Origin of the sequence: Populibacterium corticicola, from assembly GCF_042683685.1 — a bacterium.
GTDB classification, from domain to species: Bacteria; Actinomycetota; Actinomycetes; order Actinomycetales; family Cellulomonadaceae; genus Timonella; species Timonella corticicola.
Map to the genome: position 1 here is coordinate 142715 of NZ_JBHUOP010000005.1, position 24891 is coordinate 167605.

General features: G+C 58.6%; 25 protein-coding genes. 21 read left to right on the forward strand and 4 right to left on the reverse strand.

All coding sequences use genetic code 11. From position 1 onward, the window contains the following. Positions 1 to 607 precede the first annotated feature (607 nt). From trhO to ACFSYH_RS12620, 6 genes are all read left to right on the forward strand, one after another. Positions 608 to 1504, forward strand: coding sequence for an oxygen-dependent tRNA uridine(34) hydroxylase TrhO (trhO, locus tag ACFSYH_RS12595; protein WP_377467330.1), 897 nt, complete (start codon positions 608 to 610; stop codon positions 1502 to 1504). A gap of 557 nt (positions 1505 to 2061) precedes the next feature. Further along, positions 2062 to 2505 carry a 50S ribosomal protein L13 gene (gene rplM, locus ACFSYH_RS12600; protein ID WP_377467331.1) on the forward strand — a complete coding sequence of 148 codons (444 nt, stop codon included), beginning with the start codon at positions 2062 to 2064 and terminating at the stop codon, positions 2503 to 2505. Between the two features lie 43 nt (positions 2506 to 2548). After that, positions 2549 to 3037 (forward strand): 30S ribosomal protein S9, encoded by a 489-nt coding sequence (rpsI, locus tag ACFSYH_RS12605; protein WP_377467332.1) that lies wholly within the window; start codon positions 2549 to 2551, stop codon positions 3035 to 3037. 96 nt (positions 3038 to 3133) lie between these two features. After that, positions 3134 to 4480 (forward strand): phosphoglucosamine mutase, encoded by a 1347-nt coding sequence (gene glmM, locus ACFSYH_RS12610; protein WP_377467333.1) that lies wholly within the window; start codon positions 3134 to 3136, stop codon positions 4478 to 4480. Positions 4481 to 4715: 235 nt separating this feature from the next. Beyond that, complete coding sequence (locus ACFSYH_RS12615; RefSeq protein WP_377467334.1) at positions 4716 to 5372, forward strand: peptide deformylase; 657 nt, start codon at positions 4716 to 4718, stop codon at positions 5370 to 5372. Between the two features lie 3 nt (positions 5373 to 5375). Further along, positions 5376 to 6104 (forward strand): DedA family protein, encoded by a 729-nt coding sequence (locus ACFSYH_RS12620; protein WP_377467335.1) that lies wholly within the window; start codon positions 5376 to 5378, stop codon positions 6102 to 6104. 228 nt (positions 6105 to 6332) lie between these two features. On the opposite strand, the gene coaA is transcribed toward ACFSYH_RS12620, so the two are convergent. Beyond that, on the reverse strand, positions 6333 to 7283 hold the full coding sequence (gene coaA, locus ACFSYH_RS12625) for a type I pantothenate kinase (protein WP_377467336.1): 951 nt from the start codon (positions 7281 to 7283) through the stop codon (positions 6333 to 6335). A 375-nt stretch (positions 7284 to 7658) separates the two neighbouring features. Between coaA and glmS the strand changes: the two genes are divergently transcribed. After that, positions 7659 to 9524: a glutamine--fructose-6-phosphate transaminase (isomerizing) gene (glmS, locus tag ACFSYH_RS12630; RefSeq protein ID WP_377467337.1), complete on the forward strand. Its 1866-nt coding sequence runs from the start codon at positions 7659 to 7661 to the stop codon at positions 9522 to 9524. Positions 9525 to 9714: 190 nt separating this feature from the next. Here the strand turns inward: glmS and ACFSYH_RS12635 are convergent, their stop codons facing one another. Beyond that, entirely contained in the window at positions 9715 to 11130 is a 1416-nt protein-coding gene (locus ACFSYH_RS12635) for a hypothetical protein (protein WP_377467338.1), read from the reverse strand. A gap of 281 nt (positions 11131 to 11411) precedes the next feature. Between ACFSYH_RS12635 and ACFSYH_RS12640 the strand changes: the two genes are divergently transcribed. After that, positions 11412 to 11762 (forward strand): holo-ACP synthase, encoded by a 351-nt coding sequence (locus tag ACFSYH_RS12640; RefSeq protein ID WP_377467339.1) that lies wholly within the window; start codon positions 11412 to 11414, stop codon positions 11760 to 11762. A gap of 133 nt (positions 11763 to 11895) precedes the next feature. Here ACFSYH_RS12640 and ACFSYH_RS12645 read toward each other — a convergent pair whose 3' ends face one another. Further along, on the reverse strand, positions 11896 to 12879 hold the full coding sequence (locus ACFSYH_RS12645; RefSeq protein ID WP_377467340.1) for an LLM class F420-dependent oxidoreductase: 984 nt from the start codon (positions 12877 to 12879) through the stop codon (positions 11896 to 11898). 189 nt (positions 12880 to 13068) lie between these two features. Between ACFSYH_RS12645 and ACFSYH_RS12650 the strand changes: the two genes are divergently transcribed. The 3 genes from ACFSYH_RS12650 (at position 13069) to ACFSYH_RS12660 (ending at position 15527) form a co-directional block, all read left to right on the forward strand. After that, complete coding sequence (locus tag ACFSYH_RS12650) at positions 13069 to 13479, forward strand: hypothetical protein (RefSeq protein WP_377467341.1); 411 nt, start codon at positions 13069 to 13071, stop codon at positions 13477 to 13479. Positions 13480 to 14032: 553 nt separating this feature from the next. Further along, complete coding sequence (locus ACFSYH_RS12655; protein ID WP_377467342.1) at positions 14033 to 14554, forward strand: hypothetical protein; 522 nt, start codon at positions 14033 to 14035, stop codon at positions 14552 to 14554. A gap of 448 nt (positions 14555 to 15002) precedes the next feature. Then, complete coding sequence (locus ACFSYH_RS12660; protein ID WP_377467343.1) at positions 15003 to 15527, forward strand: hypothetical protein; 525 nt, start codon at positions 15003 to 15005, stop codon at positions 15525 to 15527. Position 15528: 1 nt separating this feature from the next. Here the strand turns inward: ACFSYH_RS12660 and ACFSYH_RS12665 are convergent, their stop codons facing one another. After that, positions 15529 to 15819: a hypothetical protein gene (locus tag ACFSYH_RS12665; RefSeq protein ID WP_377467344.1), complete on the reverse strand. Its 291-nt coding sequence runs from the start codon at positions 15817 to 15819 to the stop codon at positions 15529 to 15531. A 63-nt stretch (positions 15820 to 15882) separates the two neighbouring features. Here ACFSYH_RS12665 and ACFSYH_RS12670 point away from each other — a divergent pair, with 63 nt between their 5' ends. From ACFSYH_RS12670 to ACFSYH_RS12715, 10 genes are all read left to right on the forward strand, one after another. After that, positions 15883 to 16131, forward strand: coding sequence for a hypothetical protein (locus tag ACFSYH_RS12670; RefSeq protein ID WP_377467346.1), 249 nt, complete (start codon positions 15883 to 15885; stop codon positions 16129 to 16131). A gap of 794 nt (positions 16132 to 16925) precedes the next feature. Continuing rightward, a complete protein-coding gene (locus ACFSYH_RS12675) occupies positions 16926 to 17255 on the forward strand; it encodes a hypothetical protein (RefSeq protein ID WP_377467348.1) in 330 nt (109 codons plus the stop codon). A 198-nt stretch (positions 17256 to 17453) separates the two neighbouring features. Beyond that, positions 17454 to 17846, forward strand: a complete 393-nt coding sequence (locus ACFSYH_RS12680) for a hypothetical protein (protein WP_377467350.1) — start codon at positions 17454 to 17456, stop codon at positions 17844 to 17846. A gap of 37 nt (positions 17847 to 17883) precedes the next feature. Continuing rightward, entirely contained in the window at positions 17884 to 19572 is a 1689-nt protein-coding gene (locus ACFSYH_RS12685; protein WP_377467352.1) for a bifunctional ADP-dependent NAD(P)H-hydrate dehydratase/NAD(P)H-hydrate epimerase, read from the forward strand. Then, positions 19569 to 20348 (forward strand): nucleoside/nucleotide kinase family protein, encoded by a 780-nt coding sequence (locus ACFSYH_RS12690; protein ID WP_377467354.1) that lies wholly within the window; start codon positions 19569 to 19571, stop codon positions 20346 to 20348. The genes ACFSYH_RS12685 and ACFSYH_RS12690 overlap by 4 nt, the downstream gene beginning before the upstream one ends. A 182-nt stretch (positions 20349 to 20530) precedes the next feature. After that, positions 20531 to 21745 carry an alanine racemase gene (gene alr, locus ACFSYH_RS12695; RefSeq protein ID WP_377467356.1) on the forward strand — a complete coding sequence of 405 codons (1215 nt, stop codon included), beginning with the start codon at positions 20531 to 20533 and terminating at the stop codon, positions 21743 to 21745. 331 nt (positions 21746 to 22076) lie between these two features. Further along, positions 22077 to 22610 (forward strand): tRNA (adenosine(37)-N6)-threonylcarbamoyltransferase complex ATPase subunit type 1 TsaE, encoded by a 534-nt coding sequence (tsaE, locus tag ACFSYH_RS12700; protein ID WP_377467358.1) that lies wholly within the window; start codon positions 22077 to 22079, stop codon positions 22608 to 22610. Between the two features lie 73 nt (positions 22611 to 22683). Further along, positions 22684 to 23391 carry a tRNA (adenosine(37)-N6)-threonylcarbamoyltransferase complex dimerization subunit type 1 TsaB gene (gene tsaB / locus ACFSYH_RS12705; protein WP_377467360.1) on the forward strand — a complete coding sequence of 236 codons (708 nt, stop codon included), beginning with the start codon at positions 22684 to 22686 and terminating at the stop codon, positions 23389 to 23391. Further along, entirely contained in the window at positions 23388 to 23870 is a 483-nt protein-coding gene (rimI, locus tag ACFSYH_RS12710) for a ribosomal protein S18-alanine N-acetyltransferase (RefSeq protein ID WP_377467362.1), read from the forward strand. The genes tsaB and rimI overlap by 4 nt, the downstream gene beginning before the upstream one ends. 110 nt (positions 23871 to 23980) lie before the next feature. After that, the gene (locus ACFSYH_RS12715) at positions 23981 to 24874 is read left to right on the forward strand and encodes a sulfurtransferase (protein WP_449301331.1); all 894 of its coding nucleotides are present in this window, start codon (positions 23981 to 23983) and stop codon (positions 24872 to 24874) included. Positions 24875 to 24891: the final 17 nt, after the last annotated feature.

Below are 24891 nucleotides of genomic sequence, written 5' to 3' on the forward strand. Positions count from 1 at the left end.
ACGCCCGTTCTCGTTGAGAGTGACCGATTTCGTACTCTCAGTCACTGAGAGTACGGAATCGGTCACTCTCAAACTGTTGGACTGTTTGCGAGTGTGTCTGCAGCTTCCTAGTCCTACTTGGTGGAGTGCCCGGAACGGGCCTCACCTGGGTTGGGACATCTAGGTGAGTCGCGTTGGTGTGTTGTCTGCTTGACGACGATTCAGTACGTTGACATGTCTTCGTTGCCTTGAGCAGGAAGTCGCTGGGCAATTTTTCGTCCGATGCCCCAGAAAATTTCTGGGGCATCGGACGAAAAACAACCCATCGGCTTGTTGGCTGGGTTGAGCAGATGAGCCAGTTTGAGCTGGAGGGTGTGTGGCGCAGGTTGCTGCCGACTCGTCGGCAATGGCCTGTCGCAGCGGATTTGTACCGCAGACTCCCACGTGAGAGTACATGGATCTTCACTCCCACGTAGTGAGAGTGTTGTTTTGAGGACTCGCACATGAGGCGGGGTAGGAGTAAGCGCGAGCGGGACTTTCCCCACTTGCGGTGGCAGGGGAGAAGATCACAGCCGTGATGTGATGAAAGCCGGGTTTCAAAGCCCGGTGCACCTCTTATCCTAGAGATATGGCCGTTAACAAGATCATTCTTTTCTATGCCTTCGCCCCGGTTGCCGACCCGACTGCGGTGAAGTTGTGGCAGCGCGCGCTCGGTGAGCAGTGGAACCTGAAGGGCCGCGTCATCGTGTCCCCGCATGGAATCAACGCGACGCTCGGCGGAACCGTTGAGGACCTCAAGCGCTACGTGAAGGCTACCAAGCAGTACCCGGGCTTCGGCAAGATGGATGTGAAGTGGTCAGATGGCATGGGTGAGGACTTCCCGCGCCTATCGGTCAAGGAACGCCCTGAACTCGTGGCGTTTGGCGCGCCGGATGAGGTCACTGTGGATAAGCACGGTGTGGTCGGCGGCGGCACGCACCTCAAGCCAGAGGAAGTCAACAAACTCGTTGAGGAATACGGCGACGATGTCGTGTTCTTCGATGGACGTAACGCGTTTGAGGCTCAGATTGGGCGCTTCCAGGATGCGATCGTGCCGGACGTGCAGACCACGCACGGGTTTATCCAGGACCTTGAATCAGGTAAGTACGACGACATCAAGAACAAGAAGATCATCTCGTACTGCACCGGTGGAATCCGCTGTGAGATCTTGTCGGTCTTGATGAAGAACCGTGGGTTCGAGGACGTCTACCAGATTGAGGGCGGAATCGTGCGCTACGGCGAGCAGTTCGGTTCCAAGGGCCTGTGGGATGGGCCGCTGTATGTCTTCGACAAGCGCATGGTCGTGAACTTTGACGAGGAAACCACCACACTTGGCGAATGTTCGCAGTGCCAGGCAGCAACCTCCGACTTCCACAACTGCGCCGACCCTGGTTGCAAGGTACTGCGCCTGTACTGCGAGAACTGCGTGGAAGTGGCCCGTACCCAGGTGTGTCCAGACTGTGTGGAGCGTCTTGCAACGGTCTGAGATCCGTGCTTTGTGGGTTCTCTGGTGGGTGTGCGGAGACGTTGATAGCACCGTCACATGGAAAGTGACCCATATCTAACTCGGAAACTTAAAAACCTGCGATATACTAGACGCTGATTGTTGTATGCCGTAGTGATAACTCACGGAACAGTGCGTGCAGCGACGACCGCTCTGAGAGCGAGTTGCCCAGCAGGGCGCAGGCGGTGCGAGAGCACCACGAGCCGGCGTCAGGTACTGCGGGAAGCTCCCCAGAGACACGGAATCGCTAGCCGCCGCTCACGTGGGTACCGCAAGGATCGACAGTAGATTTTCAGGTAAGCGCAGCAGGTAACATGCCGCGCACCTCAGATCCTGTCGTGCTTCAACCTGTGGATTACTCAGGAGCGTTAAACATGTGCGGAACCGCGTTGGTTCCATGCAGCTTCGACGACACACAAACACTCAAGATGCTCATGCTTAGCCGGTGCGCCCACTCGCCTGGTTCAAGAAGAGCTCGCTGACCTTTCTGAGTGCTGACAAAGCACCAGAGACGAATCGAATACGAAAAGGCTACGAACGTGCGTACGTACACCCCGAAGCCAGGCGACATCCAACAGGACTGGTACGTCATTGACGCAACCGATGTTGTTCTTGGACGCCTCGCAAGCCACGTTGCTCAGTTGCTCCGTGGTAAGCACAAGGCCACCTTTGCTCCTCACGTGGACGGCGGCGACTTCGTCATCGTCATTAACGCTGAGAAGGTTGCACTCAGTGGGAACAAGCTGGAGCAGAAGAAGGCATACCGCCACTCTGGCTACCCAGGCGGTCTGACTGCGACTCCATACTCTGAACTTCTTGAGAAGAACCCAGAGCGTGCAGTCCTGAAAGCTGTCAAGGGCATGCTCCCTAAGACCAAACTCGGCGCAGCACAGCTGGGCAAGCTCAAGGTTTACCGTGGCTCTGAGCACCCACACGCTGCACAGCAGCCGAAGACGTTCGAGATCACCCAGATTGCTCAGTAAGTCTTCGGACTACTGAGATACAACAGGACGCGAGGACACACCAGTGGCCGAGACCACCGTCGACATTGACGTGCTGGAAGAAGAAATCCCCAGCAACTACACCTCTGAAACCGCAGCCCAGACCGGCCGTGGACAGAGCATCACCGCTCCAGGTCAAGGACTTGGACGCCGCAAGGAAGCAATCGCGCGAGTACGCCTCGTCCCTGGCACCGGCCAGTGGAAGATCAACGGTCGTACCCTCGAGAACTACTTCCCAAACAAGGTTCACCAGCAGCTCGTGAACTCCCCGTTCAAGACCGTTGACGTTGAAGGTCGCTTCGACGTCGTCGCTCGTATCAACGGTGGAGGCTCGTCCGGTCAGGCAGGTGCGCTCCGTCTCGGAATCGCACGTGCACTGAACGAGATCGACCGCGACGCAAACCGTGCAGCTCTCAAAAAGGCTGGCTTCCTTACCCGCGACCCACGTGTCGTTGAGCGTAAGAAGGCTGGTCTGAAGAAGGCACGCAAGGCTTCGCAGTTCTCGAAGCGCTGATATACAGCCCTTCACGAAAGGCTCCGATGGCAATCGCCATCGGAGCCTTTCGCTGTTTAAGGCAGTTAGGCAACTAACCTTACTAATAGGAGTCTCATGACCCGTCTCTTCGGCACCGATGGTGTGCGCGGCCTTGCAAACCGCGATGTCACCGCTGAGCTTGCGCTTGATCTCGCGGTTGGTGCAGCACACGTGCTGGCACTTCGCGGTGAGTTCAGTGGTGCACGTCCGCGCGCGATCGTTGGGCGTGACCCACGAGCGTCGGGTGAATTCCTATCCGCTGCGGTTAGTGCTGGACTTGCTTCCGCTGGAGTGGATGTCATCGACGTGGGGGTTCTGCCAACGCCAGCCGTTGCATACCTGACCGGTGAGATGGGCGCGGATTTGGGTGTCATGCTCTCCGCATCGCACAATCCAATGCAGGACAACGGCATCAAGTTCTTTGACCGGCACGGCTACAAGCTTGAAGATGACGTTGAGGATCAAATCGCCGCGCACATGGGCGAGGACTGGGCACGGCCGATTGGCTCCGAGGTTGGCCGTATCTCCACAGACCTAGACGCCGTCAACAAGTATGTTGACCACCTTGTGAACTCAGTGCAGTATTCGCTTGAGGGACTACGCGTGGTCGTGGACTGCGCTCATGGCGCTGCCTCGACCGTTGGTCCCGAGGCGCTACGCCGAGCTGGCGCTGAGGTCATCGTGATCGGTGCACAGCCGGACGGCCTCAACATCAACGACGAGTATGGCGCCACCGCGCCGCGCCGTATGGCCGCCGCGACGGTTGGCCACATGGCTCACGCAGGAGTCTCGTTTGATGGGGATGCCGACCGTTGCATCGCCTCTGACGAGGAAGGCATCGTTGTCGACGGCGACAAGATCATGGGCGTGCTCGCCATCGCACAGGCCGAGTACGGGAAACTGCGCAACAACACGCTCGTGACCACGGTCATGTCCAACCTGGGCCTCAAACTTGCGATGAATGCCCGCCGCATCAATACCGTTGAGACGGCAGTGGGCGATCGCTATGTGCTCGAGGAGATGCGTCGTGGCGGTTTCTCCGTCGGTGGCGAGCAGTCGGGCCATGTGCTGTTGACCGATTACTCGACCACAGGCGACGGTGTGCTCACGGCACTCCAGTTGCTCTCGCGGTTGGCGGAACGCCGAGTCAAGATGTCGGAACTCGTTTCAGACATCGAATCACTGCCGCAGACCATGATCAACGTGAGGAACGTGGACAAGACCAAGGCTCCCACCAACGAGGTCGTCCAGGACGCTGTACGCCAAGCGGAAACATACTTAGGCGAGACCGGACGCGTGCTACTGCGTGCATCGGGCACAGAGCCGCTCGTGCGTGTGATGGTAGAGGCGGCAACCCAGGAACAGGCCGACGAGGTGTGCCAGAAATTGGCTGCTGTCGTGCAGGAGGAACTAGCACTCTAGTTCCTATCGGGTGATCATCCATCACTCGCGCGAGTCATGGCACCTTGGTCGTGTCGTACAAAGGCTACGGGCCTGCCCCGCGTGCTCAACTGAGCATCCGAACCGTGGGGTAGGCCCGTTTCTGCGTTGCGGTGCACGGGTAAAACATGGCGGACCTGTAGAGAGTTCGCGTGAATGCTTCCGCATGGGGATGAATCTGGGCCGAAGTATTTGTTCACTGTGGGAACATTGATGTGTGGAAAACACGGAACTTCGCGCGCATGTCCAGACTCTGCTCGACCAGAATCCCGAGGGGGTTCTCCCGCTTATCCAAGCTGGCGATCCGGTGCTTCGAGTGGGAACACAGCAGTATGACGGACAACTCGGTGATCTGTTGCCAGACTTGCTGCACGCGATGCACCTGACCATGTTGGACGCACCCGGAGTGGGCGTTGCGGCCCCGCAGGTGAACGTTCCACTCGCCATCGCCGTGATGTGGGACCCCGGAACCGACGACCCCGACGACCCCGATGACACTCGTGAGCGAGTCCCGTTCGAGTATCGTGTGGTCATCAACCCCCGTTACGAGCCTGTGGGAGATGAGAAGGTCAGCTACTTTGAGGGCTGTCTCAGCGTCAACGGATACCAGGCTGTGGTTGCCCGGTATCGAACTGTCCGATTCACTGGAATCGATGAGCACGGCGATTCGTTCGACGAGGTTTTGACCGGTTGGCCCGCCCGTATCGCGCAGCATGAGACTGATCACCTGAACGGCACGCTGTACATCGACAAGGCCGACATCCGCTCGCTCACAACCACCGAGAACCTGATCGCCTACTGGGCGTTTGACTGCGAGCCACACGCCGCCGGGGGAATCCTTGGTTTTGAGGTTGCTCAGAAACCGCAGGTGTAGCACGTGTGGGAATGGTTGTCAGCGGCGAATGACGCCCTGTTGAGTTTTGCCACCTCGTTTGAGGGAACCCCGTGGCTCTTCGTGGTCATGTGGCTGTTCATCGCTCTCGATGGGATCTGCCCGATCTTTCCGAGCGAGAGCCTGGTGATCGGGGTTGTCGCGCTGTCGGTGAGCGTGGGGCAACCAAACATCTGGATCGTGTTCGCCGTGGCGATAGCCGGTGCGATCTGCGGTGATCTGACCGCCTATTCGATCGGGCGGGCACTGGGGCGTCGTCACTATGCGGTGTTCGAACGACCGAGGGTTGCCAAGGTCATCGAGTGGGCGCAGCGCATGGTTGCGCGGCGTCCCGCCCCCGTGATCATTTCAGCGCGCTATATTCCGGTTGGCCGCGTGGTCGTGAACTTCACTGCCGGCAAGATGCGGTTTCCGCGGCGCGCTTTTGGGATTCTCGTGACTATCGCTGCGGTGACCTGGTCCGCCTATTCGAGCATGATTGGCATTGGTGCCGGTCATTGGCTGGAGGGCCACCCGTTGATCGCTGTTGTCGCGGGTGTGGCAGGTGGTGTGCTGCTCGGCATGATCGTGGATCGTGTGATTCGCTGGTACCTTGACTTCAACCAGAAAAAGGGTCGGGAACTGTCTGAAGGCCTCGAACAACTTGACGCCGTCACGGGCAAGCAGCCAGCGATCCGGACCGAGATCCGCGAGCAGTATCACCGCTCCGAGTAGTCGGCTTCCTCCCACTCAGAGGGGTGGTATCCGTCTCACCTCGACGGGGCCAAATTATGCCGAGTCCCCGTAGAGTAACAGTGCAGCCGGACCAAAATAGCCCCATCGAGATGCTGTGAAGGCTTGCGGTGAGCTGAGGGGATGAGGGAAGCCTGTGCTCGTTGCTGTGTCAGGGGATAGGGAAGCGAAACCACCACTGGAGTGGCGGATAGCTGTGCGGGCGGGAAATCAGATCTTGCGGAGGCGAACGTGCTGCACGGAGTGGTCCGCCGCCTTCGACATGACGAGCGTTGCCCGTGAGCGTGTCGGAAGCACGTTCTCATGGAGGTTGGGTTCGTTGATCTCGGTCCAGATCCGCTCCGCGGTCGCAACCGCTTCCGCATCGTCGAGGTCTGCAAAGCGGCGGAAGTATGACTCGGGCTTAGCGAACGCCGAGTCACGCAGCGACAGGAATCGCTCGATGTACCAGGACTTCACATCCTCTGTCTTGGCGTCCACGTAGATCGAGAAGTCGAAGAAATCAGAGACAGCCAGGTTTGAATGTCCACCGGGAAGTGGACGTGCGGGCTGAAGCACGTTCAGACCCTCAACGATCAGTACGTCCGGGCGATTAACGGTCTGATACTCGCCGGGCACAATGTCATAGGTCAGGTGCGAGTACACCGGAGCCTGAACGGTCGACCGCCCGGCCTTGACCTTTGCCAGGAAACGGGTGAGCGCACGCCGGTCATACGACTCAGGGAAGCCCTTACGGTTCATGATGCCGCGTCGCTCCAACTCAGCGTTTGGGTAGAGGAAACCGTCGGTCGTGATCAGATCGACGTGGGGAGTGTCTGGCCAGCGGGCGAGCATCTCGCGCAGCACACGCGCCGTTGTCGACTTACCCACGGCCACCGAACCGGCAACACCGATCACATATGGGGTTCCCCCTGATTCCTCACGGAGGAACGTGGAGGTCGCCTCGTTCAACTGACGCGAAGCACCCACATACAGGTTCAGCAGGCGGGACAGCGGCCGGTAGATTGCATCGACCTCAGCGAGGTCGATGGGGTCTCCAAGTCCCGCTAGTCGCTCGACGTCAGCGTCGGTCAGCGGAAGCGGTGTCGACTCTGAGAGTTTGCGCCATGTGGCGCGGTCTAGATCGACATATGGAGAAGCGGGGGCAAGTGAATTAGCCATCAACTACACATAATGCCGTATGTCGTTATTTGCGCGCGAATTAGGTTCACGTAACTTGTCGAAACACTGGCTTACGCCTCACGGAACAAACTGGTCTGAACCGGGCATCCACCAACGTGGGCAACGCTGGAACGGCACCAACTCGTCGTCAAGCAGAGTGCCCAGACTTGTGCGGAACGGTTGTCGCAGGCCTCGTCGATGGGGAGTCGTCGCCAATCTATCAGGTACTACCTGCTCACAAAGTGGGCAGGTTGAACCCGTGGGGCGGTAAAATCAAACGTTGTCCGCATCGCACACGGGCACTCCCGAACGCGGCAGCCAGTCGCAAAAATCACGCGAAACCCGGGCAACCGCCCAGAAAGGACTTCGCAAAATATGTGTGGAATCGTTGGGTATGTCGGCGCTGGCGCGCCATCGACGCGGCCCCAGGACGTAGCGCTTGAAGGACTCGGACGCCTCGAATACCGCGGCTATGACTCCGCTGGAATCGCGCTCGCATCCCCGGACCAGCCACTGATCTCCTCGGCCAAAAAAGCCGGAAAACTCGTTAACCTGCGCGAAGAACTCGACGCACGCCCCCTGCCAAACGCCACCGCAGCCATTGGGCACACCCGCTGGGCCACGCACGGCGGACCAAGCGACCTCAACGCGCACCCGCACCTTGCGCTTGACGGAAAACTCGCGGTCATTCACAACGGCATCATCGAGAACTACTACCTCCTCAAAACTGAGCTGGTAGAAAAGGGCATCGAGTTCACGTCTGAAACCGACACGGAAGTAGCCGCGCACCTGCTCGGACAGGAATACCTCGTCACGGGCAACCTGACGAAGGCCATAGCCAACGTGGCGCAGCGCCTCGAAGGAACGTTCACCCTACTCGCGCTGCACGCGGACCAGCCCGACACCGTAGTCGGTGCACGCCACGACTCGCCGCTCGTGGTTGGCCTCGGTGACGGCGAGAACTTCATGGGCTCCGACGTCGCCGCATTCATCGCGCAAACCAACGAAGCCCTCGAACTCGGCCAAGACGAAATCGTGACCATCACGCCACATTCCGTCACCGTCACCACGTTCGACGGACGCGCGGTTGAGGGCAACCGCTACACCGTGGACTGGGACGCATCGGCAGCGGAAAAGGGCGGATACTCCTCGTTCATGGCCAAGGAAATCGACGACCAGCCACAGGCAGTCGGAGACACCCTGCTTGGCCGCACCAACGAGAAGGGCGACCTCATCCTCGACGACCTGCGCATCGACGAGGCCACCCTACGCACAATCGACAAGATCATCGTGATCGCCTGCGGGACCGCCGCATACGCCGGGCACGTAGCCAAGTACGCGATCGAACACTGGTGCCGTATCCCCGTCGAGGTCGAACTCGCACACGAGTTCCGCTACCGCGACCCAATCGTCACGTCCAAAACCCTGGTCGTTGCGATCTCCCAGTCCGGTGAAACCATGGACACCCTCATGGCCGTGCGCCACGCGCAGGAACAGGGCGCCAAGGTCATCTCGATCGTCAACACCCACGGATCGACCATCCCACGCGAATCCGATGCCGTGCTCTATACGCACGCCGGACCAGAAATCGCGGTGGCCTCGACCAAGGCGTTCGTCTCGCAGATCACCGCAACCTACCTGCTCGGCCTCTACCTGGCCCAACTGCGCGGCAACATGTTCCGCGACGAGATCCAAGCGATCCTCACCGAACTGCGCGCAATGCCAGCGAAGCTCAAGGAAGTCTTGGACCGCTCCGAACACGTACGCGAAGTGGCCCGCTCCATGGCCGATGCAACCTCCGTCCTGTTCCTTGGCCGCCACGTCGGATACCCCATCGCTTTGGAGGGCGCGCTCAAACTCAAAGAGCTCGCCTACATTCACGCGGAAGGCTTCGCTGCCGGTGAACTCAAGCACGGACCCATCGCGCTGATCGAGGAGGGCCAGCCGGTCATCATCATCGTGCCTTCCCCACGTGGACGGGACTCCCTGCACGCCAAGGTCATCTCCAACATCCAGGAAGTGCGCGCTCGCGGTGCCCACACCCTCGTGATCGCAGAGGACGGAGACACCGACGTCGAGGCGTTCGCCGACGAGGTGTTCTGGGTGCCGCAGGCCCCAACCCTCATGTCCCCGCTACTCACGGTGCTGCCGCTCCAAGTGTTCGCCGCAGAGCTTGCGGGTGCTAAGGGCCTCGACATCGACCAGCCACGCAACCTCGCGAAGTCCGTGACGGTTGAGTGACGCTAACGAGTCCCGGCGCGGGTAACTGAGCTCGGCGTTGATACCTCAAGGGCTGGCCACCATCTGTACAGATGGTGGCCAGCCCTTGTTTTTTGGTCATTCGGGGGTAATGCGACCATAAGTGGTTGAATGTGACCCCAGGTGATGGTCACATTCAACCGCCTAGAGTTACACTCGTACCCGGCGTGATTTACGGGAGGGCCACCTTGTGTCCTATGCGTTCACCCTCACCGAGCCAGACGTAACCGGGGCCGTTGTCTAGGCCAATGTAGGGCTGAGCAGAGATCGGCAGGTAGTAGCCGGTTTCTGCGGCAAGATCATAGATGAAGTACACTTCGTCTGCGCCACTGGTGCCGTTGAAACCGAGAGTCCACGCGATCGTGTCGCCCTCCACCACGATGTCGTTCACAGTGACGCGCCCAAAGGGCCTGTCTTGCATGGTGTTCAGGAAAGCGGTCGAATCAAACGCTAGAGCAGACTGGTCTGGACCACGGTCCACGATCAATGTCTGGCTGTATCCGAACGCAGTGTAGATTCCGTCCGCTACGACAAGCCCAGGATAGTTTTCGAGTCCGTTGTCCTCCGGCGACACGAGTAGCGCTTGAGCGATAGGAACGTCGAGGTCAGCCGAGTGAATCTCATAGGTTTCAGTATCACCGGAACCAGTTGTCTTGGCAGTCACGAATGTGTCTCCGTGGAATCCCACCAGCCACTCGTTATGGGCCTCGAACTTGACCTCGCCACCGGCCAGAGGCACAGAAACAAGTACTGAGTCCCACCGATCTTCGTCATACTCGATTCCGGTGTCGCCCGTGATGGCGCCATCCTCAATGAGTGTGCGTAGTTCATCGTTGGGGGCGTTGGTGTGGAAGTAGAGCCGCCCATCATGAAGGCGCAGATCCCCAGACCAGTCAATGGGAGGGAAGATACCCGGACCCGACACATCAGCGTAGGACGCGAGCAACTCGGTCTTGCCGTCCGAAAGGGCAGCGGAGAACAGGTACCAGTCATCGTAGTAGGCACCGTTACCCTGCGTTTCCAGCCAGTAGACGCGGTCGCCCTCCTCCACAATTGCGTAGAGGATCTGCCGCGAGAACTTGTCCTTCACGATCTTCTCGGTGTCATCAAACGGCGTGAACCCGTCACTGTCGAGCACCCCGATTCTGGATGGCGACTTAGCAGGCAAATCATCCTGGATACACCACGTGGCGTTTGTGCGTTGTGCGATAGCGCGTCCGTCAGATAGGTGCGCAAAAGGGATCTCATACTGAGTGCAGGTGGCGTTGAGGTCACCCGTGGTTTCATCAGGTCGGTTGGGGAACACGAACCCGGTCGGGGTTAAGGCGCTCGCGGGCAGTTCTGCGAACGCGGACAGATCAATTACGGTGACGTTGTCTGCACCAGCGGGTTTTCCGCTCAGTTGTAGTACGTCAAAGTAGGGCAGGGAAGATACTGCGGTTGCCGTGGAATCTACGGGTACGATCTCCGAAGCATCAGATGATGCGTCTGGTGTTGCGGTTGGGTTCGTTGACGGAGCTTGAACTATGCAGGATGCGAGTGAAAGAGTAAGGATGACGCTTGCAGCGATGGTATAGGTGGTTTTCACGCTAGTTCTTTGCAATCTCTTGAGTGTTTTATTGCAGGACGGTTTGAAGATACTCCTGTTTTAGATGCTTCCGCTTCCTACTGCAGGATGATCTTTTCATGTCATAACGTGCGAAAACGTTTCATCGCAGCAACCAAGAAGTTGCACCTATCGCGCGGCGCGACATTGCTTAGAATGGCGTTTCTTTACGTCGATAAACCTATACTTTTGGATAGATTTTTCGGTCTCAGCGTCATACTTTCGAATAGGCTGAGTGGAACCTAGCATGGAGGGCCTTGGAGATGATCGTAGGAATTGGGATTGATGTTGTGGACATTGATCGGTTCGCACAAACCCTGGAAGCGACGCCGCGGATGCTTGAGAAGTTGTTCCACGAACGGGAACGAGACATGCCGATAGAGTCTCTGGCGGCACGTTTCGCGGCGAAGGAAGCGATTGCTAAGGCCCTGGGTTCTCCCGGCGGCATGCTCTTCCACGATGCTGTGATAGAACGCCGCGCAGGTCATCCGCCGCAGGTTGAGGTGCACGGGACGGTTGCAGCGGTCGCTGCGGAAAAGGGTGTGCGTAACTTTCACCTGTCGCTCTCGCACGACGGTGGTGTCGCAACAGCGATGGTGATCGCGGAAGGCTAGCCCCGCACCTCTGTTGAGAGTGCACGGAAACGCACCCTTGTTGTAGATGCTGGTAGGTGAGGCTGAGGGAGAAACTGCAGGCTCGTCGCCAATAGTGGATCGCGCGAGTGGGCACAAGCCCACTCGCGGCAGGTCAGAAGTTAGACGTGACCTGCTGCTCGAACAACTCGATTGAACCAGTGTCGTACGCGGCATCCGCGAAGAACGTCACCGCATACGTCATGCCAAGCTTCTCAAGCTCCACAAGCTTCTCGGTGATCTGCTCAGGGGTGCCCACGAGCGGACCGTTCGCAAAATCGGCGCGTTCCTTGTCCGCGAACGAAGGAACAGTCTTCGCGTAGTGCGCGTGAATCCAATCGAGCTTGTCGGTCACATCCTTTTCGGACTCGCCGATCACAACGTTGAAGTTCGAGGAACGCGTGATCTTAGAGAAGTCACGGCCAAGATCCTCGCAGTGCCCGCGCAGCACGTTTGACTTGTGCACGAACTGCTCGGGACGCCCGTCAAAGTTGGTGTAATCCGCGTACTGAGCGGCAATACGCAGGGTCTTCTTCTCGCCGCCACCCGCAATCCAGAACGGAATACCGTCCTCTTGCAACGGCAGCGGGAAGTTCAGTGCACCATCCACCTGGTAGTAGCGGCCATTGAGAGTCGAGGTGCCCGTGGTGAATGCCTGACGCATGATCTCGACGCCCTCCTCGAGAGCGCGAAGCCGGTCACCAGCACCAGGGAAACCGTAACCGTACGCACGCCATTCGTGCTCATACCAGCCTGCGCCGATACCCATCTGCACGCGACCACCCGAAATGATGTCCGCGGTGGTTGCAACCTTCGCAAGATAAGCAGGGTTGCGGTACGCCATGCATGTGCACATCTGGCCAAGCTTGACCCGCTCGGTCACTGCGGCGTAGGCGTTGATGAGGCTCCACGCCTCGTGGGTTGCCTCATGCGTTGGCTCCGGCACCGTGTGGAAATGGTCGTACACCCAAATCGAATCGAACACGTCACCCTGGTCTGCCCGCTGGGCAAGCGATTTCATCACGTTCCAGTGTTCGCGAGGGTCGATTCCGGTCAGAGATTGGCGCCAACCTTGGGGCACAAAGATTCCAAATTTCATGTTTCTACCCTACGCCTTACGGCCGCTGCCGTGAGGCGTAGGGCCGCCATAAATTCCTCGACAACGAATCGTATGCGCGATAACAATACTCACAGCGAGTCCGTTGAGTGGTAACGCTGAAAACCGACATGGTGCTGCGGGGCGCCCACACCTGACGGAACCGCTAAGGACGTGAGAAAGTAGATATCAATGGAAGCTGTGGAGTTTCACGACCTCCTTGAACGAGCCTTCGATGAAACGATCAAGAAGGTCCTGCCGCACGCTACCTATGAGACTTCGCGCAACGGGTGGCGCATCTACTTTTCGGTGACTGTCAACGGCCATTCGGACTTCCGAATCGAGACGTCAATGCCGTTCACCCACCTAGACTTTCTGGGCGCGTGGACCCATATGGCCGAAGGCTATGATGATGAGCCCGACGAGTATGTAGAAGAATTTCCTGAGCAAGTTTCGGAGCTTCTCCATGTGGTCGCGGACTATTACTCAGGGAAGCTTGAGCTCAGTGGAGCGAGAACCCGGATCCTGAAACGTCCATGCCTGATCCTCACGGACTCAGACACTGGTCGGGCCCGTGTGTTTTACCGATTTTCTTCGGCCTGAACGGTGCCGAACTCTTGGAGTGGCTGGATAGGGTCGGGTTATGTGCAGGATGTTGAGGGACGAAATGAGCATGCAAGATGTCGTTCAAGAATGGACTGCTGCTGAGCACGAGCACTCGTTCAACAGAGGGAGCATTCCGGACATAGAGGACCTTACCGACCTGTTAATGGAACGCGATTTAGTATTTCCCACTATCAAGATCGTCTTCGGGTCCACGAACGAGCCGATGGTGATCTATCGATTCGTTGAACTCCTCGAAGACTGGTTGAAGGACTATTATGCTGACACGTTCTCTGAACAATGGCGTAGTGGGACAACTCAGCACGGTAATGACTCCGCCACATCAGGCAGCGTATCTCGCCGAGGTAGAGGTGAAAACGGTGTGTAGAGCATTCTATGCTCCACAGCACTCTTTGGATGTGAGAATGTCAGTCTGCCTGAACTGCTCGTAGACTGGGCGTTTTGTTGTTGGTTTAAGAGAGATGTGCACGGAGGAACGATGGGGTCGGGTCCGTTCGTAAGCGAGTTCAGCGAGGACTTTTATGTCCTAGGCATGGATTTTCCTTACTCGATTTCTTTCGAGCCAACCGCCGCGCAGTACCTGTATTTTCTGGCAGAGTATTGCAAAGACGCCCAACTAGTGCCGCACGAGTTGTGTGCTTTGGCGCTTGTGCGAACTAGTTATGTCAATGTCGACGAATTTGGTGATGCCCGCCCTGAAATAAGTTTTCAGTTAGCATTCAGGAAGAGTCGCCTAGATATCGGTGGTGGGCGAGGCTTCAATGCGATGGCGCCTACGTCAGCGGTGTTCGATGAAAGTGTGAGTATTCCACAGAAACTGGAGGTCAAGTCCGTGGAGAGTTACTCGGCGCAGGTGTTTATAGTCCGGAATAAACCAGGGAAGAAGCAGGACTCTCTGCCGAAGTTGTTTCGTGCTGCAGCTAAGTTTGTGGATGATAATGGCTTGGATTTCGATACCGTGGAGAGTGTGCGGTACGTGTATGGCTTTGACTCAAAGATGAGGGTGCTGCCGGAACTGCACATTACTGTTTTGATCCGGGAGGACGTGTCATGAAGGTTTTTCGACACGACAGGAGGCCACCGGTGCGCAGCACATCAGTAACTATTGGTGGGATGCATGACAGCCTTGCTGATTCATTGCGGCAGGCAGCGAACTATTCTGCACAGGTGAAACTTGATGCCGCGGCGCTCGGGACTGTGGAGATTGTGCGGGTTTCTGTTATGGAGCCTGGTCTGATGGGTGGGACCATAGAATTGTCGTACTCGCGGGCTGACAAGTCTTGAGCAGATCGAGCCACAGCGGAACTTTGCACGTTCACTCATGAACGTGAGACCGTTTTTGGGGCCGTGGGAGAGTTTACGAGCGTCCCAAGAATCCACCTGAACTGCGGTGAAACGATTTTATTGTGGAACCCCATTCAACACTTTGATCATCGAACGGATACGTAGAGATGAGCATGTGGTCCTTACATGATGTGTTAGACGGCAGTAGCCTGTTTTCGGTGGCTGAACTCCATAAGAAGGATGCGATCGATACCCTCGAACTTACGAGTGATCTAGGGTCCTTTGCACTTGTCGCGCCAACTGGGACCTTTACGCGGCAGCGTGGTGACGTCGCTGATCCCGCCAGACTCATGGTCGTCAGTGACGGGCGCTACGGCTTAGAAGTCGAGTTCAACACGCGGTCGTCAGTTCGTGCTTACCTAGAGTCGTGGTACGTGAATGATGCGGAGTCCGCCGCAGGGCAACAACTCGTTGACGGTGTGTGTGAGATAGAAACAGAAACCTTGGAACTCGTACTGGCACGAACACTTCCTACATATCGTGTCGGTTATAAGCCAGGAACCAGCACGTTTCAGGTAGACAATCGCAGGTTCGATATGCAGCGTAGTGGAGACCGCGCAGCGGTAGTTGACGTGCTCACGGATACGCCCATTTTCATTGGGGTGGTCTCTGATGATCTGGAGGATATCGTTGCTGCGTTTGAGGGAGCGATTGATGGTCGATGCCGAGGGTTATCGAGTTGAGCTATAGGTTGGTCACGTGGACGATCAGTGATTGCAGAGAATTACGCGGGGCGAGAGCGAGGCAGCCCGCGGTAGGCTCTGCGACCGGAGAATATCGTGGTCGGCGAGCTAAACCTGGTGTGCGCAAACTACGGCGCAGTAGTTTTGTCCAAGGATACTGGTCCAGCAGAGCAGAGTCGTGTTGCTCCACATTGCTCAGATACGGGAAGTTCATGTGATTACGGAAGAAGCACTGCGAGGTTTCGAAGAATTCCGTGCGCAGGTCCTGGGCAGTCTTCCGCCAAGCGTCCACGGGAGGGACTATGCGGTCTTTGATACCGGTGTCGAGTGGGTTTTGTACGGTGAACGTACTTCCTTGACCCTATACTTCGCGTGGATCAACGATTTTTGGAGTCTTGGGATTGTCCCGGAGATATTTCATCGAGAGTATGAGGATGGGCGTCCGCTGCAAGATATCCCTGAAGTTGTGAGCCTGCTCGAGAGATTCGATCTGGTCCCGCTTGTGGTGCGAGAGGAAAAGATCGCCGGGCTGTTGGCCTTGCGATTGGTGGAGGTTGGTGATCTAAGGTTTGAGGAGACGAAGCAACATAGGCTGCTGACTTAGCTGTTCCCACAGCAGACGCGCAAAACCATAAACCTCTATGGGCAAACCGACGTATAGGTGAGGCGCAGATGATTGGCTTCGATTCCATCCGGATCGGTGGGCGGGTGCCGAACGCTCTGGATATGCGTTACGGGAGTGAGTGGAAGTCGTGTGTGTTGGTTCCGAGCAGTGGGTTCGGGAGTTCCGCAATGCACTGAAGTGAGGATTTTTCAGACAAGCACCGCAGGATGCACATGCATAAGCTCGTGTAAGTGGATGATTTCGTACTAGTTAGGTGGACGTGATGAGGTGGGGTCGAACTGCATGGCACGATGATGAATTGATCGTGTCCAGCGAGCACTTTCTGTCGGACCAGTTTCCGATCCTCGCAGTATATGGATATTCCAAGGGATCATATGTTTTCCTTACGCATCATGAATGTGAATCTGACGAACCTCTGTTCGTACATTTTTCGTGTGCTGCGGATGTTGACGAGTCACTACGTACTGCTCCCCGTGTTAGGCGAGCCATATCGCTGCGAGTTGAGTTGCCAAATGGCGAACTCAGCAACTGGGTAACCTACCGGTGGATGAGTGATCGGAAGATTGATCGCTGGAAAACATCGGGCAGGCTAGATGAGGAATACGAGAAAATGCTTGTGTCGCTGATGTAGCCAAAGAAGGACATCGCTGAGTCAGGTTCTCTACGGCTCGTGTTTGACATTACGAAACTAGATGGTGAGAGTAATGTCGAGTTCACAACCGACCTCGTGGACTATCGGTTCCGGGCTGACCTGCTGGCGAAAAGGATTCGAAATGCTGATTGACGGAGCCCGACGGCCTCTAGGTAGGGTAGGGATCTCGTCGCAGGGTCCGACCAAAGGGAAGTTTATTCTGCTCTATCCGGAGCTCGTTGATGATGCGTGGACGCTCGTCCTTGAACCTCCGGTGAAAGACTTTAGCTTACAGGGGTATCTTTTCGGGGTTGACAACCTGATGGATGGCACCGAGCGCATTAACCATCTTTTGGAACGTTGGGGGATCCAGTGGCTGTCGGGAGGCGGGGAACCCGAAGTTGAAGAGCGGGTGTTCAACTTTCGTTGCACGCTCACAGTCCCGGATGGGCCGAATCCGTGGTGGGCTTAGGGGCTGAACCGCCTGTTGCGGAGCATGGAAGATTCAAGTGATGAGAGCGTAATGCCTATGTTCAGAGAGAAGCCACTCCTTTGGGCCGGGTTGATGATTGTCGCCTTGTATTTTGCGAGGAACTACCTCAATGGAGGATTCTCAGATTTTGCGTACCACTTTTGTCTATCGATATTTTCCTTCTGCCTGTATTTATGGTTGACTCGCCGATTGGTGCAGGTGGGTATTGAGGAAGCCGCAGATCCTGAAGCGCACGGTTCTTCATCGGCCAGGGTGCCTTCCCGCAACGAAACTCAGATCCGAGTTCCAGCCAGCGTTGCCGGATATCTTGAGGGCAAGAACGATCAACTACCCAGATCTGAGAAATCTGCCCTCCGCACGTGGTGGAGCGCTTTAGGTAGCGACAGAAAGATAATTGCTTGGACGCTGCTCGTGTTTGGTGTGGCTGCTGTTCTGAGCGAGGTTTTTCTGGAGGCGGGATACCTCGTGTCCTTCCTCGGAGTGCTTGCAGGCGGCCTTGTTTTTCTTGCCGTTGTTCTCTGGCAGGACAGGCTCGTGAAGGGCCAAGCAAACCAGCGCGGGGCCAGCTAGACCCGCGTAAGCAATAGCGATGAGGGATGATTGATCCATGAGGTTCGCGTATACGCCGCAGCAGATCAGGGACGCCGAGCGGCCATTGTTGGAGGCCGGCGAGCCGCTGATGGCGCGTGCGGCGTTCGCGCTCTACCAGCATGTCGTGCGGGCGCTGCGTTCAAGGGTCGAACGGGGCGGACGCGTTGTGGTGCTGGTTGGTCCGGGTAACAACGGCGGCGATGCACTGTTTGCCGCAGCACTGCTGGCCAAACGGCCTATCGAGGTGACGGTCGTACTCCTCGGGGAACGCGTCCACGAGGTTGGTTTGTCCGCAGTACGGTCCTCACAGGCTCGTATTGTCTCGTGCAGTAGCACCGAGATTACCGACGATCTGGTTGCGTTCATTCGGTCAGCGGACACCCTCGTGGATGGCTTGTTGGGTATCGGAGCCGTTGGCGCGCCGCGCGGAAACGCCGGGAAACTTCTTCGTAGGCTTGCCCTCAACACACCACGCGCATCCGGTGCTCACCAAACCGGCAGCGTTGCCAGAACTATCAATATCGACCGAATCGACGAGTCTGACCGACCCACCGTCATCGCAGTGGATGTGCCCTCCGGGGTTAACTGCGCGACCGGACAGGTCCAAGACCGAAACTCGATCTTGGCCGCAGACCTTACCGTAACGTTTGGGGCGCTCAAAGTTGGACTCGTCGCGGCACCGGGCTGTTTCTATGCGGGAACAATCGAAACCGTAGACATCGGACTCGAACTGCTGGGCCCCACAAGCATCTCTGGAATGGGGGATGGGGCTGGGACTGACCGGCTCGTCGGCAATGAGATTCCCATCCGTGAGTTGGAAGCCAGCGATTTCCGCAGCGACCCGCTGCTGCGGGAACTCGTAGAGCGGCCCGCGCCCGACGCGCACAAGTACACGCGCGGAGTGGCCGCAGTGTTGTCGGGGACCGCACGGTTCCCTGGGGCGGGAGTGCTCGCCACGAGCGCGGCACTGCATTCAGGGCTTGGAATGATCCGATACCTCGGAGCGGCTGCGGTCGCGGAACGCGTGACCGCAGCGATGCCGGAAATCGTGACGGTTCCGGGGCGCGTGCAGGCGTGGACCGTGGGGTCCGGGTACGAACCAGGCGACGCAACGCGGCGCGCAGTGCTCGAAGTGCTCGGACAGCCCGAAGCCGCAGTCATCGACGCAGGAGCCATCGCGAGCCTCACCTACGAGGACACCACCTCGCTGCACGCGCGCCACATTCTGACCCCGCACGCGGGCGAACTCGCTGTGCTGCTCACTCGGCTCGGCACACCTGCCAGCCGCACCGACGTCGAAGACAACCTGCTGTCTGTCACCCGCACAGCGCACGAACTGACCGGCGCAACCATCGTGGCCAAAGGGCCAGCAACCGTCATCGCGGGTAGGAACGGAACCTACATCCAAAACGACGGGACCCCGCGACTCGCAACTGCAGGGTCGGGTGACGTGCTCGCGGGAATCCTCGTGGCCGCTGCGGCACGGGTCGTTGCGGAAGTAGAGCAAACTTCGGGTGGCGACGTATCCGCGAACGATCACATCGACTGGGCAAAGATCGCAGCCGCAGGCGTCATGCTGCACGGACTCGCCGGTCGCTTGGCGGCGGGGGAGTTGTTGGGTGACTCGGGTTCCCGCCCGTTCAGCGCAAGCCAGGTGGCGCTTGCTGTCCCGGGCGTACACGCATATCTGGCGGGCGACCGATGACCGCTCACACGGACCGGGCGCAGCAGGTCGAACTCCGGGAGGACCACGCCGCGCAGTTCCTTGCCTCACGCATCGTGGAACGCATTGACGGGCAAAACACGACGACACGGTTGGACTTTGGCGCGGCCATAGCAGGGCTGGTCAGCCGCAGCTCTGACAGTGCGGGGGAGTCGCGTGGCGACGATACGGCTGGGCAAGCGAGCACCGAACGATTGCTTGTCGGGATTGTCGGCGCCCCTGGCGCCGGGAAATCGACTATAACTGCGGCAGTTGCCGAACTCCTCAGCGCTCGCGGGATCGATACCGCGATCCTGCCGATGGACGGATTCCACCTGTCCAATGTGCAACTTGGGAGGCTCGGGCTCAGTCAGGTGAAAGGTGCTCCGCAGACCTTTGACGCTGCGGGATTCGTGGGGTTGCTACGGCGGATTGTGCAGGGGCATCAGGACGTGTATGTGCCCGTGTTTCACCGTGAGATCGAAGAATCCTATGCGGCGGATGGGGTTGTGAGCGTTGCGGCGCAGGTGGTCCTGATCGAGGGAAACTACCTGCTGCTTGATGACTGGGGTTTTGAGCCGGTGCGGTCGCTGCTCAGCGAAAGTTGGTATCTCGCACCAGATGAACAAGTGCGTATCGATCGTCTCGTGCTGCGACACGTGCACCATGGGCGCAGTCCACAGGACGCGATCGAGTGGGCGCTTGGAACAGATCAACGTAATGCCGAACTCATAGCGGCTTCGTGTGATCGCGCTGATCTGATCGTGCACCTAACCTAACTGCTCGTGGCTAGGACCTTGGTTGGGGTTACCGACATGGTGATTTTCCGGGATCAACAACCAAGGAAAAGGACCTTAATTCCGGAAAATCACCATACGGTTTTCCGAAAGTCTGGTGAAAGTTCTGTGGGAGGTGCACTGCGGCGAGGTCTCCGAAACAACCTCGGTGAGAGAATGGGACGGTGACGACACCAGACCCCGCACAAAACACCCGTCCGCACTTTGACTACTACACCGGTCGAGCCGTTGTGAACCTCGCCGCGATCAGGCATAACGTCGCGCTCATGCGGGAGAAGGTGCGCAGCCATTCGCCGCACACCCAGATCATGGCGGTGGTGAAGGGCGGCGCGTACGGGCACGGGTTGATCGAGTCGGCACGGGCGAGCGCACAGGGTGGTGCAACCTGGTTCGGAACCGCTCAGGCAAGCGAAGCCCTCGAACTACGAAGAGCTGGATTCGATCAGCGGATTTTGACCTGGCTGCACACGCCAGGGATTGATTTTGCGGAACTCATCAGGCATGACATTGACATTTCTGTAGCCGGACCCTGGGCTGTCTCCGCCGTGCGTGACGCTGCCCGCGAGGTAGGGAAGCCCGCGCGTGTGCATCTCAAGGTTGATACGGGACTGGGGCGGAACGGTGTGACCCTCGCAGACCTGGACCAGATGCTCGTTCCGCTCATTGCGGCGCAGGACGAGGGGACACTTGAGTTCGTTGGAATCTGGTCGCACTTTGCGTTCGCGGATGAACCCGAAAACCCCACGGTGTTGGCGCAGGCGGAAACGTTTAAGCAGGCGATAGCCCAGGCAGAGGCGGCTGGTGCTCATCTTGAGGTTCGCCACCTCGCAAACTCTGCGGCAACCCTGCTCAACCCGAGCGTCTACTACGACCTGGTACGTCCGGGACTCTCCGTGTATGGACTGTCTCCCGCGCCCCAGATCGGGGATGCCGCGCACTTCGGTCTCATCCCAGCGATGACCCTGGAAGCCGACATCGCCACCGTCAAGAAACTGCCTGCAGGGCACGGAGTCTCCTACAGCCACCAGTACCACACCGAAGAGGACACACGAATCGGTGTTGTGCCGTTGGGGTATGCGGATGGCATCTTCCGTCACGCGTCGGGCACCGCTGATCGCGGCGGACTGGGCGCTCCGATTCAGATCGGTGACCAGCGAGTTTCCATTGCTGGACGGGTATGCATGGATCAGTTCGTGGTCGATCTTGGACCCGATACGAGAACGGTCCCCGGGGATACCGCCATCCTCTTCGGTGATCCCGCCACCGGCGTTCCAGGCGCAGAAGACTGGGCCGTTGCCGCCGGAACGATTTCCTATGAGATTGTCACTCGCGTGGGTGAGCGTGTCCCGCGGGTCTACATTGACGACGAACCGGTCTAGTTAGTCCTCCACTTCACCTCCCAGCCCACGCGCGCTGGGAGGTGAGGCGCTCGGCGACGCGCCGGACTCGTCGACAATCCAACACTGCTGCGCTCGCTGCGACGTTTGTCCCCCGAAAACCGATGGGACATAATTCGTCCAAGCACACAGGAAAAGTAGGTGTAGTTGGGCTGTTTTGGCCCCATCGACTGTTTGAGGCCCAAACAGGGCTGGGCTGAGTAACCAGACTCAACCGCGCTGGGAAGCGGGGTATGGGACGACGCGCCGGACTCGTCGGCAATCTAACACTGCCGTGTCAGTTGCCACCGGAAAATAAGAGGATAATGGACCCGTGGTAAACGTTTTGACTTTCTCCGCGCAACTGACGCAGGCGGAACAGACTCGTGCATTCGGCGAGGCGCTCGCAACCATGCTGCGGGCAGGAGACCTGGTCATGCTGACCGGTGACCTTGGTGCCGGCAAAACCACCCTCACACAGGGCCTCGGTAAGGGGCTTGGCGTGCGTGGACAGGTGGCATCGCCGACCTTCATCATCGCGCGGGAACACCCCTCACTGGCTGATGGGCCTGCACTCGTGCACGTTGATGCGTATCGGCTCGGGTCACTCGACGAAGTGGACGCGCTTGACCTGGACTCCTCGCTCGAAGAGGCCGTCACCGTCGTGGAATGGGGCACCGGCCTGGTTGAGGGTATCGCCGATGACCGCATCGAGATCACCCTGAACCGCCCGCACGGCGGCCTGGACACGACCGACCTCGAAACCGCCGAAGCTGAGACCGGGGTGCGCGAACTGACCTTGAGCGCGCACGGCGCACGGTGGGCTGAGGCCGACTTCGGCTCGCTCCCAGGCCTCATCCGTGCCTAGTGGCCTGGCAGTACATTAACGTTCGTATCCCTTTGCCCCAAGCATCATCCCAACCACGACAGGAACTCGAGTAATGACCGTTCTGATCGTAGACACCTCTGCCGCCGTGTCGGCAGCGCTCCTGAGCGATGACGGCACCGAACGTGCCAGCCGCACTATCCGTGAGCAGCGCCGCCATGCCGAACTGTTGACCCCGCTCGTGGCGGAACTGTTGGCGGAGGCAGGGCTGGACTCGTCGGACGTGACGGAAGTTGTGAGTGGCACCGGTCCGGCTCCGTTCACTGGTCTACGCGTGGGACTCGTGACCGCCCGGACGTTCGCGTTCGGTGTGGGTACGCAGGCGTTGGGCGTGTGCTCGTTGGATGCGCTCGCGGCGCAGGCTGCTGCCCGCTATTCGTTGGATGAGGGTGCCGAGGTGCTTGTGGTGACGGATGCCCGCCGGCGCGAGGTCTACTACGCCCGCTACCAAGTTGGCCGGTTGGATGCGTTTGGCGCGGTTGAAGTCACCGCTGTCGCTGGTCCGGAGGTTGCGTCCGCTGCCGATGTGGTTGCGCAAGGCCTTGCCGAGGGTGCGATCGTGGTCGGTGAAGGTGCGACGCTCTATGCTTCCGTGTTTGAGGGCAGCGACGTCCGCACAGACATCGAGGTTCCGTCTCCCGTCACGCTTGGTCGTCTGGCCCTGGCCCGTGCGGCGCGCGGCGAAGATCAACCCACGACTCCGCTCTATCTGCGCCGCCCAGACGCGCAAGTGCCCACGAGCCGCAAGCGGGCGCTCGGATGACAGTCGTCTCTCGCGATCAGGTCACCCTGCGCGCCATGCGCAGCGGCGATCTGCCGCGCGTGGCCGCGCTTGAGGTCGAACTCTTCGGTGTCGGCGCGTGGAGTCCTGCAATGTTGGAGGGTGAGTTTGCCGGGCCGGGTTGGTATGTCGTCGCCACTGCGCCGGGAACCATTCCGGGTGCTGAACTCGTGGTTGGCTATGCTGGCCTGCAGTGCGACGGTGAAACCGCCGACATCACCACGATTGGCGTTGCACCACAGGCGCAACGCCTTGGGATTGGCTCGATGCTTCTTGAAGCGCTGCATGAACGCGCTCGTTCACTGGGTGCCAGTGCGGTTTTCCTTGAAGTTGCCGTCACGAACTCCGCTGCCATCTCGCTTTACGAACGTTACGGATATGAGCGGCTTGGCGTGCGCAAACGTTATTATCAGCCGGAAAATCTCGACGCATACACGATGCGCCTGACCCTGGAAAGCTAGGTATGTCAGAAACTTACAGTCGCATTTTTATCACTGCGAGCGAGCTCGCCGAGTTGATCTTTGATGAGCCTGCCGGGTTGGGTTCTGCTGGTTCATCGGGGGTGGCTGCGATGCAGCCGCTCATTGCCGACGATACCCAGCTTCGGGTACTCGACGTGCGCTGGCAGTTGGGCCGCTCCGATGGAAGTGCGCAGCACATGGAAGCGCATATTCCCGGTGCCGTGTATGTGGATCTTGAAACAGAACTTGCTGTAGCGCATGGTGACGGGCACGCTGGCGTTCTTGTCTCCGAGGGCGGGCGGCATCCACTTCCCGCACGTGAAGACTTCACCCGTGCGGTGCGGAGCTGGGGTATCAGCGATTCCTCGACTGTGGTCGTATACGACGCCGTCGGTGGTACCTCTGCGGCCAGAGCCTGGTGGATGTTACGCAACGCAGGGCTTGCCGATGTGCGCATCCTAGATGGTGGGCTGCCTGCCTGGACAGCCGCAGGGTATGCGGTCGAAGCCGGGGACGTGCAGATTGCCGCCTCCGATATCGTGCTTGGCGAGGGACACATGCCAACCATCACGATCGACCAAGCTGCAGCTTGGCCCGAAGAGGGAATCCTGATCGACGCGCGCGCCGCCGAACGTTACCGAGGTGAGGTTGAACCCGTTGACCCGCGAGCTGGCCACATCCCCGGTGCCATTAGCGTCCCTACGTTTTCGCACCTGGGCGAGGCTGGGATGCTGCGTTCCACCACGGAACTGATCGAGGCTTTTGAAGAAGCCGGGGTGATTGACCCGCAGGTTCAGGACGGGTGCGGTGGGGCTGTTTCGATTGATGTTCCAGTTGCCGTGTACTGCGGTTCAGGCGTGACAGCCTCGCACGAGATTGCTGTTCTCGCATCACTGGGAATCGAGGCCTCACTCTTCCCGGGGTCGTGGTCGCAATGGTCAAACAACCCTGAGCGGCCCGTTGCCACCGGAACGGATGAGTTCGATGAAGACTACACCGGCTGACAAAACTACACTTGTTA